The sequence below is a fragment of the Pseudomonas sp. FW305-3-2-15-E-TSA4 genome (assembly GCF_058787295.1).
This window is the reverse complement of the sequence record NZ_JBYSZP010000011.1, coordinates 76,163-90,719: the sequence shown is the minus strand read 5'-3', so window position 1 is coordinate 90,719 and position 14,557 is coordinate 76,163. Positions and strand designations below refer to the sequence as shown.

General features: G+C 61.8%; 13 protein-coding genes. 8 read left to right on the top strand and 5 right to left on the bottom strand.

Translation table 11 applies throughout. The features are described 5' to 3' along the window. The first annotated feature begins 71 nt into the window (after window positions 1-71). From AC3WMV_RS16620 to AC3WMV_RS16610, 3 genes are all read left to right on the top strand, one after another. Window positions 72-641, top strand: a complete 570-nt coding sequence (locus AC3WMV_RS16620) for a GNAT family N-acetyltransferase (protein WP_103367265.1) — start codon at window positions 72-74, stop codon at window positions 639-641. Between the two features lie 105 nt (window positions 642-746). Next, the gene (tesB, locus tag AC3WMV_RS16615) at window positions 747-1,616 is read left to right on the top strand and encodes an acyl-CoA thioesterase II (RefSeq protein WP_003228466.1); all 870 of its coding nucleotides are present in this window, start codon (window positions 747-749) and stop codon (window positions 1,614-1,616) included. Continuing rightward, the gene (locus tag AC3WMV_RS16610) at window positions 1,613-2,206 is read left to right on the top strand and encodes an HAD family hydrolase (protein ID WP_103367266.1); all 594 of its coding nucleotides are present in this window, start codon (window positions 1,613-1,615) and stop codon (window positions 2,204-2,206) included. Before tesB ends, AC3WMV_RS16610 begins: the two co-directional genes overlap by 4 nt. Window positions 2,207-2,276: 70 nt before the next feature. Here the strand turns inward: AC3WMV_RS16610 and AC3WMV_RS16605 are convergent, their stop codons facing one another. The 4 genes from AC3WMV_RS16605 to AC3WMV_RS16590 all read right to left on the bottom strand — a co-directional run bounded on the left by AC3WMV_RS16605 (window position 2,277) and on the right by AC3WMV_RS16590 (window position 6,865). Further along, the gene (locus AC3WMV_RS16605; protein ID WP_103367267.1) at window positions 2,277-3,227 is read right to left on the bottom strand and encodes an alpha/beta fold hydrolase; all 951 of its coding nucleotides are present in this window, start codon (window positions 3,225-3,227) and stop codon (window positions 2,277-2,279) included. Beyond that, a complete protein-coding gene (ypfJ, locus tag AC3WMV_RS16600; protein WP_027612863.1) occupies window positions 3,228-4,118 on the bottom strand; it encodes a KPN_02809 family neutral zinc metallopeptidase in 891 nt (296 codons plus the stop codon). A gap of 190 nt (window positions 4,119-4,308) precedes the next feature. Continuing rightward, window positions 4,309-5,142 carry an aldo/keto reductase gene (locus AC3WMV_RS16595; RefSeq protein ID WP_027612862.1) on the bottom strand — a complete coding sequence of 278 codons (834 nt, stop codon included), beginning with the start codon at window positions 5,140-5,142 and terminating at the stop codon, window positions 4,309-4,311. Further along, complete coding sequence (locus AC3WMV_RS16590; protein ID WP_103367268.1) at window positions 5,126-6,865, bottom strand: FAD-dependent oxidoreductase; 1,740 nt, start codon at window positions 6,863-6,865, stop codon at window positions 5,126-5,128. Before AC3WMV_RS16590 ends, AC3WMV_RS16595 begins: the two co-directional genes overlap by 17 nt. 176 nt (window positions 6,866-7,041) lie before the next feature. On the opposite strand from AC3WMV_RS16590, the gene AC3WMV_RS16585 reads away from it, so the two are divergent. The 4 genes from AC3WMV_RS16585 (at window position 7,042) to AC3WMV_RS16570 (ending at window position 10,865) form a co-directional block, all read left to right on the top strand. Then, window positions 7,042-7,818: an IclR family transcriptional regulator gene (locus AC3WMV_RS16585; RefSeq protein ID WP_097089295.1), complete on the top strand. Its 777-nt coding sequence runs from the start codon at window positions 7,042-7,044 to the stop codon at window positions 7,816-7,818. Between the two features lie 224 nt (window positions 7,819-8,042). Further along, window positions 8,043-9,104, top strand: coding sequence for a Gfo/Idh/MocA family protein (locus AC3WMV_RS16580; protein WP_103367269.1), 1,062 nt, complete (start codon window positions 8,043-8,045; stop codon window positions 9,102-9,104). A gap of 2 nt (window positions 9,105-9,106) precedes the next feature. Continuing rightward, window positions 9,107-9,922 (top strand): sugar phosphate isomerase/epimerase family protein, encoded by an 816-nt coding sequence (locus AC3WMV_RS16575; RefSeq protein WP_027612858.1) that lies wholly within the window; start codon window positions 9,107-9,109, stop codon window positions 9,920-9,922. 64 nt (window positions 9,923-9,986) lie between these two features. After that, the gene (locus AC3WMV_RS16570) at window positions 9,987-10,865 is read left to right on the top strand and encodes a DMT family transporter (protein ID WP_103367270.1); all 879 of its coding nucleotides are present in this window, start codon (window positions 9,987-9,989) and stop codon (window positions 10,863-10,865) included. 127 nt (window positions 10,866-10,992) lie between these two features. Here the strand turns inward: AC3WMV_RS16570 and AC3WMV_RS16565 are convergent, their stop codons facing one another. Beyond that, entirely contained in the window at window positions 10,993-12,330 is a 1,338-nt protein-coding gene (locus AC3WMV_RS16565) for an MFS transporter (RefSeq protein ID WP_103367271.1), read from the bottom strand. Window positions 12,331-12,597: 267 nt separating this feature from the next. Here AC3WMV_RS16565 and quiC point away from each other — a divergent pair, with 267 nt between their 5' ends. Beyond that, window positions 12,598-14,499: a 3-dehydroshikimate dehydratase QuiC gene (quiC, locus tag AC3WMV_RS16560; protein ID WP_103367272.1), complete on the top strand. Its 1,902-nt coding sequence runs from the start codon at window positions 12,598-12,600 to the stop codon at window positions 14,497-14,499. The last annotated feature ends 58 nt before the right edge of the window (window positions 14,500-14,557 follow it).

Genomic DNA, 14,557 nt, shown 5'->3' with positions numbered 1-14,557 from the left:
GTAGGAACGATGGAAAGAGTGAACGATCCTACCAGCGATGTAGACTTGCGGCATGGAAATGGAGGGGCATGATGGAGCCGATTCAGCAACTCGAAAGCGCACGCCTGCTGATGCGTCAGTGGCGCGACGAGGATTTGCCGGCATTTGCGGCGATGTGCGCCGATCCTCAGGTGATGCGTTACTTTCCGGCCCCGCTCAGCCGTCTGGAAAGTGCCTCGATGATTGGCCGGGTGCGCGGGCATTTTGCCGAGCACGGTTTCGGTCTGTGGGCACTGGAGCGCAAGGACAGCGGTGAGTTCATCGGTTTCACTGGCCTGGGTGTGGTCGGTTTCGATGCGCCGTTCACCCCGGCGGTGGAAATCGGCTGGCGTCTGGCCCGCGAGCATTGGGGGCTGGGCTATGCCAGTGAGGCGGCGTGGACGGCATTGCGCGCAGGTTTTGATCGGCTGGGACTGAAGGAAATCGTGTCTTTCACCGCCCAGAGCAATCTGCCGTCGGAGAAAGTCATGCAGGCGATTGGCATGCAGCACGATCCGGCCGATGATTTCGATCACCCCAAACTTGCCGTCGATCACCCGTTGCGGCGGCATCTGTTGTACCGAATTACCAGGGAGCAATGGCTGCAAACCCTGCATGGCTAAGCCGACACGGACGTTTACAATGGCGCGACAGTGGCTCGCGCCAGAACCTGAATGGGCCGCCGCAGCCAAGACTGCGCGGCATAGCGTTGTGTGAGGAGAGTCTGAATGAGCCAAGTGTTGGAAGATCTGGTCGACCTGCTGACCCTGGAGCCAATCGAGGAAAACCTGTTCCGTGGCCGCAGCCAGGACTTGGGTTTCCGTCAGTTGTTCGGTGGTCAGGTACTCGGTCAGTCGCTGTCGGCGGCCAGTCAGACGGTTGAAGAGGCGCGCCATGTGCATTCGATGCACGGTTATTTCCTGCGTCCGGGCGATGCCAAGTTGCCGGTGGTGTATTCGGTGGATCGCGTGCGTGACGGCGGCAGCTTCAGCACCCGACGGGTCACTGCGATCCAGAAGGGCCACCCGATCTTCACCTGCAGCGCGTCGTTCCAGTACGACGAGGCAGGCTTCGAGCATCAGAGCCAGATGCCGGTGGTGGTCGGCCCGGAAAACCTGCCGTCGGAGCTGGAACTGACCCAGCAACGCGCGCACCTGATCCCCGAACACATGCGCGAAAAACTGCTGTGCCCGAAACCGATCGAAGTGCGCCCGGTCACCGAAAAGGATCCGTACAACCCGCAGCCGGCCGATCCGGTGAAGTATGTGTGGTTCCGTGCCGACGGTGCGCTGGCGGATATTCCGGCGCTGCACAAATACCTGCTGGCCTACGCCTCGGACTTCGGCCTGCTGACCACTTCGATGCTGCCGCACGGCAAGTCGGTCTGGCAGAAAGACATGCAGGTCGCCAGCCTCGATCATGCATTGTGGTTCCACAACGATCTGCGCGCCGATGACTGGTTGCTCTACGCGATGGACAGCCCGTGGGCCGGCAATTCCCGGGGATTCTCCCGTGGCAGCGTGTACAACCGCGCCGGGCAACTGGTGGCATCGGTGACCCAGGAAGGCCTGATTCGTCACCGCAAGGACTGGGCATGAGCCTGAGCGATGTGAAGCACTGGGTGTTCGACATGGACGGCACCCTGACCATCGCCGTGCATGACTTTGCGGCGATTCGCGTGGCGCTGGCGATTCCGCCCGAGGACGACATTCTCACCCACCTTGCAGCGCTGCCGGCCGAGGAGGCCGCAGCGAAACACGCGTGGTTGCTGGAGCATGAGCGCGATCTGGCGCTGGGCTCGAAACCGGCGGCCGGTGCGGTGGAGCTGGTGCGAGATCTGCACGGGCGTGGCTATCGCCTGGGCATTCTGACCCGTAATGCGCGGGAACTCGCGCATGTGACGCTTGAAGCCATTGGCCTGGCCGACTGCTTCGCCGTGGACGATGTGCTGGGCCGCGATGAAGCACCGCCGAAGCCGCATCCCGGCGGGTTGCTGAAACTGGCCGAAGCCTGGAACGTACCGGCCAGCGAGATGGTGATGGTCGGGGATTACCGCTTCGATCTGGATTGCGGTCGGGCGGCCGGGGCGCGGACAGTGCTAGTGAATCTGCCGGACAACCCGTGGCCGGAACTGACGGACTGGCATGCGCAGGATTGTGTGGAGTTGCGGCGGATGTTGCTTACCTGACATCCCTGTTGCTTGATCTGGCCTCATCGCTGGCTTGCCAGCGATGGCGCCAGATCATTCAATACAGGACTTATTCGAACAACGCTTTTTGGCCTTCAGGCGACGTCAACATCCCATCGCCGTTATGCCCGACCCCGGGCACTTCAACCAGCCGCTGATTGACCCCTTCCGGATGCCGGCGCAGCAGGTAGCCGAAAAACAGCTTGCCGCGTTCCAGCCGATACGCGCCTTGTGCCTCGGCGGCGCAACTCTTGTCCAGCGCCGGATGTTGCGGGTCTATGTCCTGCTGCCCCAGCAGGTAAATCACTTCGCGTTTGATGTAGCTGCTCTCAAGCTGCAACGGTGTTTGCCCACCGGCGTACACCGGCATGTCGGTCAACCCGTACTTCCAGCGATTGAAACCCGGGCACTGTGCGTGATCGAACGCTACCGGCCGCTGTTCGTTGAAATACGCGTACGACGACGGATTGGCCACCACATAGCGCAGGCGAATGCCATTGGCCTTCAGCGCCGGTTGATCCTTGGCCAGCAAGGCATAACGCTGCACCACTTGACCGCCACCGGAATGGCCGAAAATCACGATCTGCTTCACGTCCGGAAACTGCTTGCGGTCGCTGACCCGGGCGACGATGGCGTCGAGTGCGGCGTAGGAACTCAGCGGCTTCGGCCCTGTGGATAACCCGCCGCCCATCCACTCGTTGCCTTTCCAGCGCAGCAATGTATTGGGCAGGGAGTACAGCGCGACGTCGCTTTCGTTGAGAAACTGCGGCGCGATCACCAGCGTGTGCGCCGTTTGCCCGGCCAGTTCGGTGGCGTGCTCGGCACTCTTGCGATAGGTCTCGGCATTGCGCAGACGACCGTGAATGACGATCAGCACCCGCTCGATTTTCTCAGGTGCCGGGCTGATGCCAACGGCCATTTCGCCGGCCTCGAATTGCAGGCGCCCTGGGCTGATGGCATCGACGCCTGCCGCGTGCGCGTTGCCGCCGATGATCAGTAAAGCCAGAAGCCATTTGCGCATTTACAGGTTTTTCGCCGCGAAGGTATCGCACTGGCCGACCTGGCCCTGGGCGAAACCGGTTTTGAACCAGCGCACCCTTTGCGCCGACGTGCCATGGGTAAACGAGTCCGGTACCACACGGCCCTGACCCTGTTGTTGCAGGCGATCATCACCGATGGCGTTGGCCGCATTCAAGGCCTCTTCGACGTCACCCGGTTCCAGCCAGTTCAGGCGCTTCTGCGCATGGTAGGCCCAGACGCCGGCCAGGCAGTCGGCCTGCAATTCCTGACGCACCAGCAAACCGCCGTCGCCCTGCATCTGCCGGCCCTGCTGACGGGCCGTCTGAATTTTTGCCGAGACGCCGAGCAGCGTCTGCACATGGTGGCCGACTTCGTGCGCGATCACGTAAGCCTGGGCGAAGTCGCCGGCGGCCTTGAAGCGCTGGGCCATTTCCTGGAAGAAGGCCATGTCCAGATAGACTTTCTGATCCGCCGGGCAGTAGAACGGGCCGGTCGCCGAAGTCGCCAGACCGCAGGCGGAATTCACCCGGTTGCTGAACAGCACCAGGGTCGGGTCCTTATATTGGCGACCAGCCTGCTGGAAGATCGCGCCCCAGGTGTCTTCGGTATCGCCGAGGATCGAACGCACGAATTCGGCCTGCTGGTCGTTGGCCGGTGGCGCCTGACGCGTCTGCGTACTGGCCGGTGCCGATTGCTCGGTCATTTGCCCGGTGAGCTGGCCGAGGATCTGCAACGGATCCTGTCCGGTGATCCAGCCGATGCCGACGATCAGCAGGATCGCCCCCAGGCTCAGGCCTTTGCCGCCACCGAACCGCATGCCACCACCGCCGCCGCTATCATCGCCACGGGCATCGACGACGTTGTCACTGCGTCGGCCTTTTTTCCATAGCATGTGGGAATCCTCTTTTCTGTTCGTGGTGATGAGTGTTGCTGGTGTGGGAGTGTGGCGCCAGTCCGGTCGTCCGTCTATTGGCGTACACGCAAACAGGCCCGGCCTCGGGTGACGAGGGCGGGCCTGTTATTGACGAGCGTGTGCGCGACTAATTCAATCCGTCGGCGGATTTCTCTCGGCGCGCTGTGCGTCAGCGATCGAAGGCATCCCACACCGGGGCGAAATCCGGGCTGACCTGACGCTGATTCTTCGGCAGCGCGGCGATCAGTGCGCGGTCTTCAGCGTCCAGTTCAACCTGCAGCGAAGCCAGGTTCGCCAGTTGATTGGCCCGGCTGCTGGCTTTGGGAATCGCTGCCACGTTGTTCTGATCCAGCAGCCATTTCAACGCCACCTGAGTCGGCAGCACGCCGTGTTTTTCGGCAATCTGCTGAATCTGTGGAATCTCCGAGACCTTGTTGCGCGCCAGCGGTGTGTACGCGGTCAGCGCCAGGTCGTGTTGGCGCGCGTAGTCGAGCAGGGCGTTCTGGCCGAGCAGGACGTGGTACTCGACCTGGATCGCTGACAGAGGGATGCCGTATTCCTCGACGACTGTGCGCAGCAGCGGCAGCGGAAAATTCGCCACGCCGATGTTGCGCGCCAGACCCTGTTCCTTGAACGAGGCCAGGGTGTCGAGAGTGCGCGGCAGATCCCAATCGGTACTCGGCCAGTGGATCATGAACAGATCGACGTACTCGCTGCGCAAGGCCTTGAGGCTTCGTTCCATCGAGTGGCGCATGGCGTCCGGTTGCAACTGGTCCCACCAGACCTTGGTGGTGACATGAATCTGCTCGCGGGGTGTCGGTGTATTCGCCAATGCTTGTCCGACCGCGTCTTCGTTGTTGTAGGCCGCTGCCGTGTCGATGTGCCGGTAGCCGAGTTCCAGGGCCTGCTCGACGGCACGGGTGCATTCGTCGCCGAGCATCGGCCAGGTGCCGAGGCCGAGTTTCGGCATGTTCAAACCCTGGGCGTTAACGATGTGCTGCATGGTCGATCTCCTGTTCGAAAGCAGTGATGCCGGCGATATGCCGAGCGGCGATGTAGCCGAAAGTCAGCGCCGGGCCGAGGTTGATCCCGCCTGCCGGATAGTGCCCGCCCATGATGCTGGCCATGTCGCCACCGGCGGCGTAGAGCCCGGCGATGGGGTGGGCATGGGCATCGAGCACTTGCGCCTGCGGGTTGACCTTGAGCCCGGCAAAGGTGCCGAAGCAGCCCGGTTGCACTTTCACGGCATAAAAAGGGCCGGCCTCTATTGGGGCAACGCAAGGGTTGGGAAGGTTCGCCGGATCGCCCTGCTTGCGGTTATAGGGCGTTGCGCCGCGACCGAACGACGGGTCCTCGCCGTGGCGTGCATGGCGGTTGTAGTCCTCCACCGTGTGGCGCAATCCGCTGGGGTCGATGCCGCAGGCGCTGGCCAATTCTTCAAGGGTGTTGCCGGTTTTCAGATAGCCGCTGCGGATAAACCCTGACAGCGGAACGGGAAATGGCCGCGACATGCCCAGGCCATAACGCCGTTGAAAGGCGCGGCTGCAGATCAGCCACGAGGCGACTTCCTCGCCTTCCGGGGTGGCGGCAACCATGGCGCTGACGTAGTCGAAGTAACCATTGGCTTCATTGACGAAGCGCTGGCCGTTGCGCAGTACGCCGATGATTCCCGGTTTGCCGCGTTCGATGATGTGTGGGAAATGGCCGATGCTGCCGTCGGCATGTGGCACTTGCGAGACCGGCGCCCAGGCCACGGGCGACGCCAGGTCGGTGTTGACCGTGGCGCCGACGCTTTCGCCCAGGCGCAGGCCATCGCCATTCACCGCCAGCGGCGGCAGTGCCCAGTGTTCATGACCCGTGGGCGTGCGCGGAAACAAGGCCTTGCGCCGTTCGACGTCGTTGGCGAATCCGCCGGCGGCCAGCACCACGGCTTTACGTGCATGAATGCGGATCGAGCCTTTGGCGCTGCTGACCACTGCGCCGCAAACCCCTGCTTCATCACGCAGCAGCTCGGTCACGGGTGCCGACTCCCATAACAAAACGCCAAGGTCCTCGGCGGACTTCGCCAGCCTTGCGACCAATGCCACCCCGTTGACCAATTGCATGGCCCGGCCGTGTACCGCCAGATCGAGCAAGTGTCGGGTAAAACGACGGGTTACATGCCACGCGGCTTTCAGCGAACGGGTGAGATTGAGGAACGCCGAAAGGTCGGCGCCGGCCATGATCGGCATGCCCATGAAGGACGTTTCGCGCATCGTTGTACGCAGGCGCCTGAGCAGGCGTCCGACGTTTCGTCCGTCGTAAGGCGCCGCGATGACCGAGCGACCGCCCGTGCCCGCGCCGGGTGTATCGCCATGAATGTCGGCAATAGCGTTGCCGTCAGCAAATTGCAGAGCAGTGTGCTGTTCGAAAAACGCCACCATGTGCGGCCCGGCGGTGAGGAAAGCGTCGACCATTGCCGGATCGTAATGCTCGCCGAGTTCATGGCGCAGGTACGTGCGCGGCTGCTCGACGTCTTCGACGATGCCGGCGCGCCGGGCCAGCGGATTGCACGGCACCCATGCCCAGCCGCCGGACCACGCGGTAGCACCGCCGAACACCGGATCTTTTTCAACCACGATGACCTTCAGACCGTGCCATGCGGCAGTGACCGCTGTGGATAAACCGGCGGCACCGGAGCCGACGACCAGAACGTCGCAGTCGATTTCGGGAAGTTCGGCAGGCATCAAGCAAAGCTCCGCAGTAAGAATTTATTGGAATTAGATTCCAGAAATTAACCAATGAACTTCAACTGCAACAAGGCATGTTTCAGTAAAGTGGGCGGTTATCGCACGGCCAGTTCCGGATTTCGCTTTGTCCCGGATGTCTTCTAGAATCGGCAAAATTTTACTTGGACCTTCCCATGGCCGGCAGTCAGATCGAACGGGTTTTCAGCGTGCTGGAAAGCCTCACCAGTGAGCCGCGCGGGCTGCCGATGCAGACGCTGGCCGAGCAACTGGACATCCCGAAAAGTGCCACCCACCGGATGCTCGCGGAGCTGATTCGGCTGGGCTACGTGCGGCAGAATGCCGACACTCTGCGCTATCACCTGTCGACCAAACTGGTGGCGATGGGGTTTCAGTACCTGTCGAGCAGCGGTGCTGACATCGTGCAGCCGGTGCTGGATCGACTGGCGCAGGAAACCGGTGAACTGGTGCGTCTGGGGGTGATCGATGGCGAGCGCCAGACCTGGATCGCCAAGGCACAGGGCGCACGCACGGGCTTGCGTTATGACCCGGACATGGGTCGCGATGCGCCGCTGTTCTACACCGCTTCCGGGCACGCGTGGTTGGCCTGCATGAGCGATGCCGAAGCGTTATCGATGGTTGAGCGCCAGGGCGCGGAAGTACCGGTGGGCGTCGGGCCGAATGCGCCGCGCTCCAATATCGAACTGCTGGAGCGCCTGCGCCTGGCGCGAGAGCAAGGCTATGCCTGTGTCGAGGAAAGTTCGGCGGTGGGTACTTCGGCGATTGCCGCGGTGGTCAAGCATCCCGTTGACGGGCGAGTGATCGGTGTACTGAGCATTGCCGGGCCAAGCGCGCGGATGCCCGGCGCGCGGCTGCATGAATTGGCGCCGCTGCTGATGAAGTTCACCGAGGAATTGTCGGCGGCGAGCCTGGCGTCCGAATTGTTCGTCTGACTCGCACCGATCCCTGTAGGAGCTGCCGCAGGCTGCGATCTTTTGGTCTTGAAAATCAAAGTCAAAAGATCGCAGCCTGCGGCAGCTCCTACAGGTTGAGCGTCAAGTACAAAGTTGTGCGGTGTTCGCACGGTTTTCCCATCACTGGGTGTTTGATTGTGGAACGCGGTTCTAAATTGTTGCTGGAGTGACATTTCCAACAACAATCACAAGAGGATCGCGCCTTGACTCCGCCCCTTCGTATCGCCCTGATCGGCGCTGGCAACATGGGCCAGCAGCATTACCAGCACCTGCAAACCCTCGAAGAAGCCCGGTTATGCGCAGTGGCCGATCCCGGCCCGCAGGCTCCCGCGCTGGCGGCGCAGTGGGGCGTGGCGTATTTCGCCGATCACCGGCAGATGCTGGAGCAGGTGCGGCCCGATGCGGTGATCGTGGCCAATCCGAATAATCAGCACGTCAGCACGGCGCTGGATTGCCTCGCCGCCGGGGTTCCGGTGTTGCTGGAGAAACCGGTGGGCGTGCATCTGGATGAGGCACGCGAACTGGTGGCGGCAGTCAAACGCAGTGGCGTGCCGGTGCTGGTCGGCCACCATCGGCGGCACAATCCGTTGATCGTGCGTGCCCACCAATTGTTGCTCAGCGGCGCGCTCGGGCGGCTGACCACGGTTACTGCACTGTTCCAGTTACGCAAACCCGACCGATATTTCGAGGTCCCGTGGCGCCGTGAACCGGGGGCGGGCCTGTTGCTGACCAATCTGATTCACGACCTCGATCTGCTGCGTCACCTGTGCGGTGAAGTGCAGTCGGTGCAGGCCGTCACCGACAACGCGGTGCGTGGGGTTGCCAACGAAGACAGTGTCGCGGTGTTACTGCAATTTGCCGGCGGTGCACTGGGCACGCTGAGCGGTTCCGATGCAGTTGCCGCGCCGTGGAGTTGGGAGCTGAACTCCGGGGAGAACCCGGTCTATCCGCGTCAGGACGATCAGCCGTGTTATCTGCTGGCGGGAACCGCCGGGGCGCTGAGCATTCCGCAACTCAAGTGCTGGCATTACGCTGCCGATCAAGTCGATGCCGGCTGGCACGAACCGCTGATTGCGCAGCAAGAACGGTGTGAGGCAGGGGACGCGTTGCGGTTGCAGCTGCAGCATTTTGTGCAGGTCGCGCGGCGTGAAGTCGAACCCTTGGTCAGTGCCGCCGATGCCGCGCGAACATTGGCGCTGGTCGAGGCGATACGTGAGGCGGCGGCCAGCGGTCGTGCCTGTTGCCCAGCAGCGGTCGAGGCTTGAGCATGAACGAACGAATCCTGTCCCTGGCCAGTCTCACCGTGCTCGAATTGTCGCCACCGCAAATGGTCGAGGTCGCGGCGCGTGCCGGTTACAGCCATGTTGGCCTGCGCCTGGAGCCGGCGACGCCGGAGGAATATCACTTTCCATTGGTGGCCGATGGCGGATTACGGCGTCAGACGTTGGCGCGTTTGCGCGACACTGGCATCGCTGTGCTCGATGTGGAAATCCTGCGTCTGAAACCGCAAACCGTGGTCGCCGATTTCGACAAGCTGCTGGCCGTTGGCGCGGAGTTTGGCGCCAGTGAATTACTGGTCGCCGGCAATGATCCTGACGAACAACGGCTCACCGACAACTTTGCCGCGCTGTGTGATCTGGCGGCGCCTTACGGTTTGCATCCGCATCTGGAGTTCATGCCCTGGACCGATGCGCGCAACCTCGAACAGGCGTTGCGCATCGTTGCCAATGCCGACCGGGAAAACGCCGCGGTGCTGGTCGATGCCTTTCATTTCGATCGCTCCGGTTCACGGCTGGAGGATCTGGCCCACGTCGCACCTGCGCGCCTGCGTTATGCGCAATTGTGTGATGTGGCGGGACCGAGACCGGCGGACATGGCCGAGATCTTGCGTCAGGCTCGCAACGAACGGCGGTTTCCCGGCGAGGGCGATTGCGACCTGCACGGTTTGTTGCGCAGTCTGCCAGCTAATATTCCACTGAGCCTGGAGATCCCCACGGTAAAACTGCTGGAGCAGGGCGTCAGCGGATTGCAACGAGCGCAGATGGCGCTCAACAGGACGCGGGAATTGTTGGCGCAGTTGTAAGTCAGTTTTTGTGGCGGGGCGCCAGCGTCCTCGCCACTGTTTATTTTTCCTTCAGAGATATCCAATGACCGTCAGCACCCCGCTCTCCGGTGTCAACCAACCCTTCAAGGGGATCCTGCTGATTGTCGTGGCGACTTTCCTGTTCTCCAGCCACGATGCGCTGTCGAAATACCTATCGGGTTTCTACCCGATCATCATGGTGGTCTGGGCGCGGTATCTGGTGCACACCTTGCTGATGGCGGGGATTTTCCTGCCGCAGTCGGGGTTGCGTGTACTGCGCACCAAACGACCGCTATGGCAGTTGGCGCGGGCGCTGTGCCTGCTCGGCACCAGTCTGTTTTTCACCACGGCGCTGCTGTACATCCCGCTGGCCGAGGCCACCGCGGTCAACTTTCTCGCGCCGGTGCTGGTGACGGCGCTGTCGGTGCCGTTGCTCAAGGAACGGGTGACGCGCGGGCAATGGATTGCGGTGATCTGTGGATTCATCGGCGTGCTGATCATCGTTCACCCGGGCGGTGAATTGTTCACCCCGGCGGTGCTGCTGCCGTTCTGCTCGGCGCTGTTTTTCTGCTTCTATCAACTGCTGACGCGCAAGCTCAGTGAGGTCGACAGTCCGACCACCAGCAACTTTTTCGCCGGTCTGTGCAACACGCTGGTGATGAGTGCGCTGGTGCCGTTCTTCTGGCAAGTGCCGACCTTGTCTCACGCCGTGTTGATGCTGGCGCTGGGCAGCTGCGGGATGACCGCGCACCTGTTTCTGACCCAGGCGTTCCGCCATGCCGCGCCGGCATTGCTGGCGCCGTTCGGCTACTGCCAGATCGTGTTTGCCGGGTTGTTGGGGTGGGTGGTGTTCAATCACACGCCGAGTCTGTTGACGGTGATCGGCATTGCGGTGATCTGCTGCAGCGGCCTGGCGGCGGCGTGGCAGCAAAGCCGCAGATGAGAGAGATAAATAACCCTGTGGGAGCGGGCTTGCTCGCGAAGGCGGTGTTTCAGTCGACATCTTCAGTGACTGACTGGACGCTTTCGCGAGCAAGCCCGCTCCCACAGGGGGGAGGGGGGCAGGCCGGTTACTCGGTGACGTCTGGAATCTTGCGCGGTGCCATGAAGTACATCCAGGTCAGGGCAATGAAGTACATCGCCGGGATCAGGGTGAACAGCACCGTGTAGTTATTGTTGGTGACGGTCAGGATGTGGCCGACGATCTGGGTCATGAACATCCCGCCGATCGCGGCGCACATACCGCCGAAACCGAACACCGTGCTCATCATGTGCTTGGGCGTGTAGTCCATCACCAGGCTCCAGATGTTCGCAGTCCAGGCCTGATGCGCGCCGATGGCCAGGGAGATTGCCGCGACGGCGACCCACAGATTGCTTGAGCCGGCGGCCATGATCACGCCGATGATGCAGCAGGCGAACAGGAACATCGACAGCAGCCGCGCCTTGATCGAGTTCATGCCGCGACCGATCAGGAACGAAGACAGAATCCCGCCGCCCACGCTGCCGAAGTCAGCGGTGACGTAAATGATGATCAGCGGAATGCCCATCTGGGTGACGTTGATACCCAGGTTGTATTGCTGATTGAGAAACGGCGGCAGCCAGTACAGGTAGAACCAGAACACCGGCGCGGTCAGCGAATAGGCGAGGGCGAACGCCCAGGTGCCGCGCATGCGCAGGATGCGTGAAAACGGTACGCGGGCCTGTTCCGGTTCGACTTCCTGCTGGATGTAGTCGAGTTCGGATTTTTTCACCCGTGGATGATCTTCCGGGTTGAAGTATTTCAGGCCCCAGAACAGCAGCCAGATCCCACCGAGTGCCGACATGCAAAGGAACGCCGCCTGCCAGCCCCACACGTGAAGAATCAGCGGCAGCAGCATCGGCGTGAACATGGCGCCGACGTTGGTCCCGGCGTTGAAAATGCCGGTGGCCACTGCGCGTTCACCGGCGGGGAACCACAGGCGCGTGGTTTTCACGCAGGCCGGGTAGTTGGCTGCTTCGGTCAGGCCGAGGATGAACCGGCAGACCATGAAGCCGACGGCCGAAGTCGCCAGACCGTGAGCGCCGGTGGCCAGGCTCCAGAGCAGCACTGCGCAGAAGAACACGCGTTTCACGCCGACCCGGTCGATCAGGCGTCCCTGCAGGACGAAACCGATGGCGTAGCCGACCTGAAACCAGAAGTTGATGTTGGCGTAATCCATCGCCGTCCAGCTCATTTCCTTGGCGAGGATGGGCTGCATGACGCCGAGGGCTGCGCGGTCGATGTAGTTCAGGGTCGTGGCGAAAAACACCAGCGCCAGCATGCCCCAACGGGTCTTGCCGACAGCCATGGCGCCGCGGATCTTGTCGCCGATGCCACCCGTGGCAGTGCTCATGGCCGGGGCCATGCGGGAAGTCTGTGAAGGAATCATTGTTCCACCCGTTTTTGAATTTGTTATGTGGTGTTGTTTGCACGCACTGCGACCGAAGGTTCATTTCCGGACTCAATGTGAAGTCGATGGTGGGCAGTGGACGAAAAATCGTCAATTCGCCGAAACGCCATAGTGTTCGATAATCGCACGCAAAACTAACCGGCTGGTACACTTTAAATTGCTGCTGAAGACGATGCAGCCAATAATTTCCTCACGATAAAAAATGATCCCCTGTAAAAAACTGCAGCGCAGTCCGGGAGTAGCAACATGCAGCGTTCCATTGCCACCGTTTCCCTGAGCGGCACCCTGCCGGAAAAGCTCGAAGCCATTGCCGCCGCCGGGTTCGACGGCGTCGAGATCTTCGAGAACGATCTTCTGTATTACGACGGCAGCCCGCGGGAAATCAGGCAGATGTGCGCTGACCTGGGGATCGCCATCACCCTGTTCCAGCCGTTCCGCGATTTTGAAGGCTGCCGCCGTGATCGGCTGGCGCGCAACCTGGAGCGGGCCGAGCGCAAATTCGACCTGATGCAGGAGCTGGGCACCGATCTGGTGCTGGTGTGCAGCAACGCTTCGGCGGACAGCGTCGGCGACCGGCAGATTCTCGTCGATGATCTGCGGCTGCTGGCCGAACGTGCCGGCGCTCGCGGGTTGCGTATCGGCTATGAAGCGCTGGCCTGGGGCCGGCACGTCAATACTTATCAACAGGTCTGGGACATCGTCCGCCAGGCCGATCACCCGGCGCTCGGCGTGCTGCTCGACAGCTTTCACACCTTGTCGCTGAAAGGTGATCCACGCGCGATTGCCGATATTCCCGGCGACAAAATCTTCTTCGTGCAAATGGCCGACGCGCCGATCCTCGCCATGGATGTCCTGGAGTGGAGCCGGCATTTCCGTTGCTTCCCGGGGCAGGGCGAATTCGATCTGCCGGGGTTCCTCGCGCCGATTATCCAGAGCGGTTACACCGGGCCGTTGTCGCTGGAGATCTTCAACGATGGTTTCCGCGCCGCACCGCCACGGGCCAATGCCGCCGATGGTCTGCGTTCGCTGCTGTATCTGGAAGAGAAAACCCGTCAGCGCCTGGAACAGCAAGCAACGCCGGTGACCAACCGCGAAATCCTCTTCGAAACGCCACAGGCCAGCGAGTACAACGGCATCGAGTTTCTTGAGTTCGCCGTCGACGAAAGCCTTGGCGCCAAACTGAGCAACTGGCTGGAGCGGCTGGGCTTCGTCAAGGCCGGGCAGCACCGCTCCAAGAGCGTGAGCCTGCTGCGTCAGGGCGATATCAACCTGATCCTCAACGCCGAACCGTACTCGTTCGGCCACAGTTTCTTCGAGGCCCATGGCCCGTCGCTGTGTGCCACCGCTGTGCGGGTCAAGGACAGCGCCAGCGCCCTCGCTCGTGCGGTCGCTTACAAGGGCCAGCCCTATCGCGGCCTGGTCGGCCCCAACGAACTGGAACTGGCCGCGGTGCGTGCGCCGGACGGCAGCCTGATTTATCTGGTGGATGAAGCGGCGGATGTCTATGGCACCGACTTCAATCTGCTGCCGAACGCTCAGGCCCGTGGCGGCCTCAAGCGCATCGATCACATGGCCATGGCGTTGCCGGCCGACAGCCTCGACAGTTGGGTGTTGTTCTATAAGAGTCTGCTGGATTTCGAGGCCGACGATGAAGTGGTATTGCCCGATCCGTACGGGCTGGTGAAGAGCCGCGCGTTGCGCAGCCGCGACAGTTCGATCCGCTTGCCGCTGAACATCTCGGAGAACCGCAATACCGCGATTTCCCACGCGCTGTCGAGTTATCGCGGCTCCGGTGTGCATCACATCGCCTTCGATTGTGATGACATCTTCGCCGAAGTCAGCCGCGCCAAAGAAGCTGGTGTGCCGTTGCTGGATATCCCGCTCAACTATTACGACGACCTCGCCGCGCGCTTCGATTTCGACGACGAGTTCCTCAGCGAGCTGGCGTACTACAACGTGCTCTACGACCGCGACGCGCAGGGCGGCGAGTTGTTCCACGTGTACACCGAGCCGTTCGAGGGGCGCTTCTTCTTCGAGATCATCCAGCGTAAAAACGGCTATGCCGGTTATGGTGCGGCGAACGTTGCGGTCCGTCTGGCGGCGATGGCCAAATCACGCAGCGGCGCCGTGCGTCAGGCGAAGTTGTAGGAATTTCGTAAACGCGGGATTAAACACGAGCCGCGTGGCTTCCTTCACTGTGCAGCGC

What these genes read in the sequence shown, in the direction of transcription:
- AC3WMV_RS16585 (WP_097089295.1), top strand. Translation starts at nt 7,042, where the DNA reads ATGGCCGGCAGTCAGATCGAACGGGTTTTCAGCGTGCTGGAAAGCCTC.
- AC3WMV_RS16620 (WP_103367265.1), top strand. Translation starts at nt 72, where the DNA reads ATGGAGCCGATTCAGCAACTCGAAAGCGCACGCCTGCTGATGCGTCAG.
- AC3WMV_RS16605 (WP_103367267.1), bottom strand. Translation starts at nt 3,227, where the DNA reads ATGCGCAAATGGCTTCTGGCTTTACTGATCATCGGCGGCAACGCGCAC.
- ypfJ (WP_027612863.1), bottom strand. Translation starts at nt 4,118, where the DNA reads ATGCTATGGAAAAAAGGCCGACGCAGTGACAACGTCGTCGATGCCCGT.
- AC3WMV_RS16570 (WP_103367270.1), top strand. Translation starts at nt 9,987, where the DNA reads ATGACCGTCAGCACCCCGCTCTCCGGTGTCAACCAACCCTTCAAGGGG.
- AC3WMV_RS16565 (WP_103367271.1), bottom strand. Translation starts at nt 12,330, where the DNA reads ATGATTCCTTCACAGACTTCCCGCATGGCCCCGGCCATGAGCACTGCC.
- AC3WMV_RS16610 (WP_103367266.1), top strand. Translation starts at nt 1,613, where the DNA reads ATGAGCCTGAGCGATGTGAAGCACTGGGTGTTCGACATGGACGGCACC.
- quiC (WP_103367272.1), top strand. Translation starts at nt 12,598, where the DNA reads ATGCAGCGTTCCATTGCCACCGTTTCCCTGAGCGGCACCCTGCCGGAA.
- tesB (WP_003228466.1), top strand. Translation starts at nt 747, where the DNA reads ATGAGCCAAGTGTTGGAAGATCTGGTCGACCTGCTGACCCTGGAGCCA.
- AC3WMV_RS16590 (WP_103367268.1), bottom strand. Translation starts at nt 6,865, where the DNA reads ATGCCTGCCGAACTTCCCGAAATCGACTGCGACGTTCTGGTCGTCGGC.
- AC3WMV_RS16575 (WP_027612858.1), top strand. Translation starts at nt 9,107, where the DNA reads ATGAACGAACGAATCCTGTCCCTGGCCAGTCTCACCGTGCTCGAATTG.
- AC3WMV_RS16595 (WP_027612862.1), bottom strand. Translation starts at nt 5,142, where the DNA reads ATGCAGCACATCGTTAACGCCCAGGGTTTGAACATGCCGAAACTCGGC.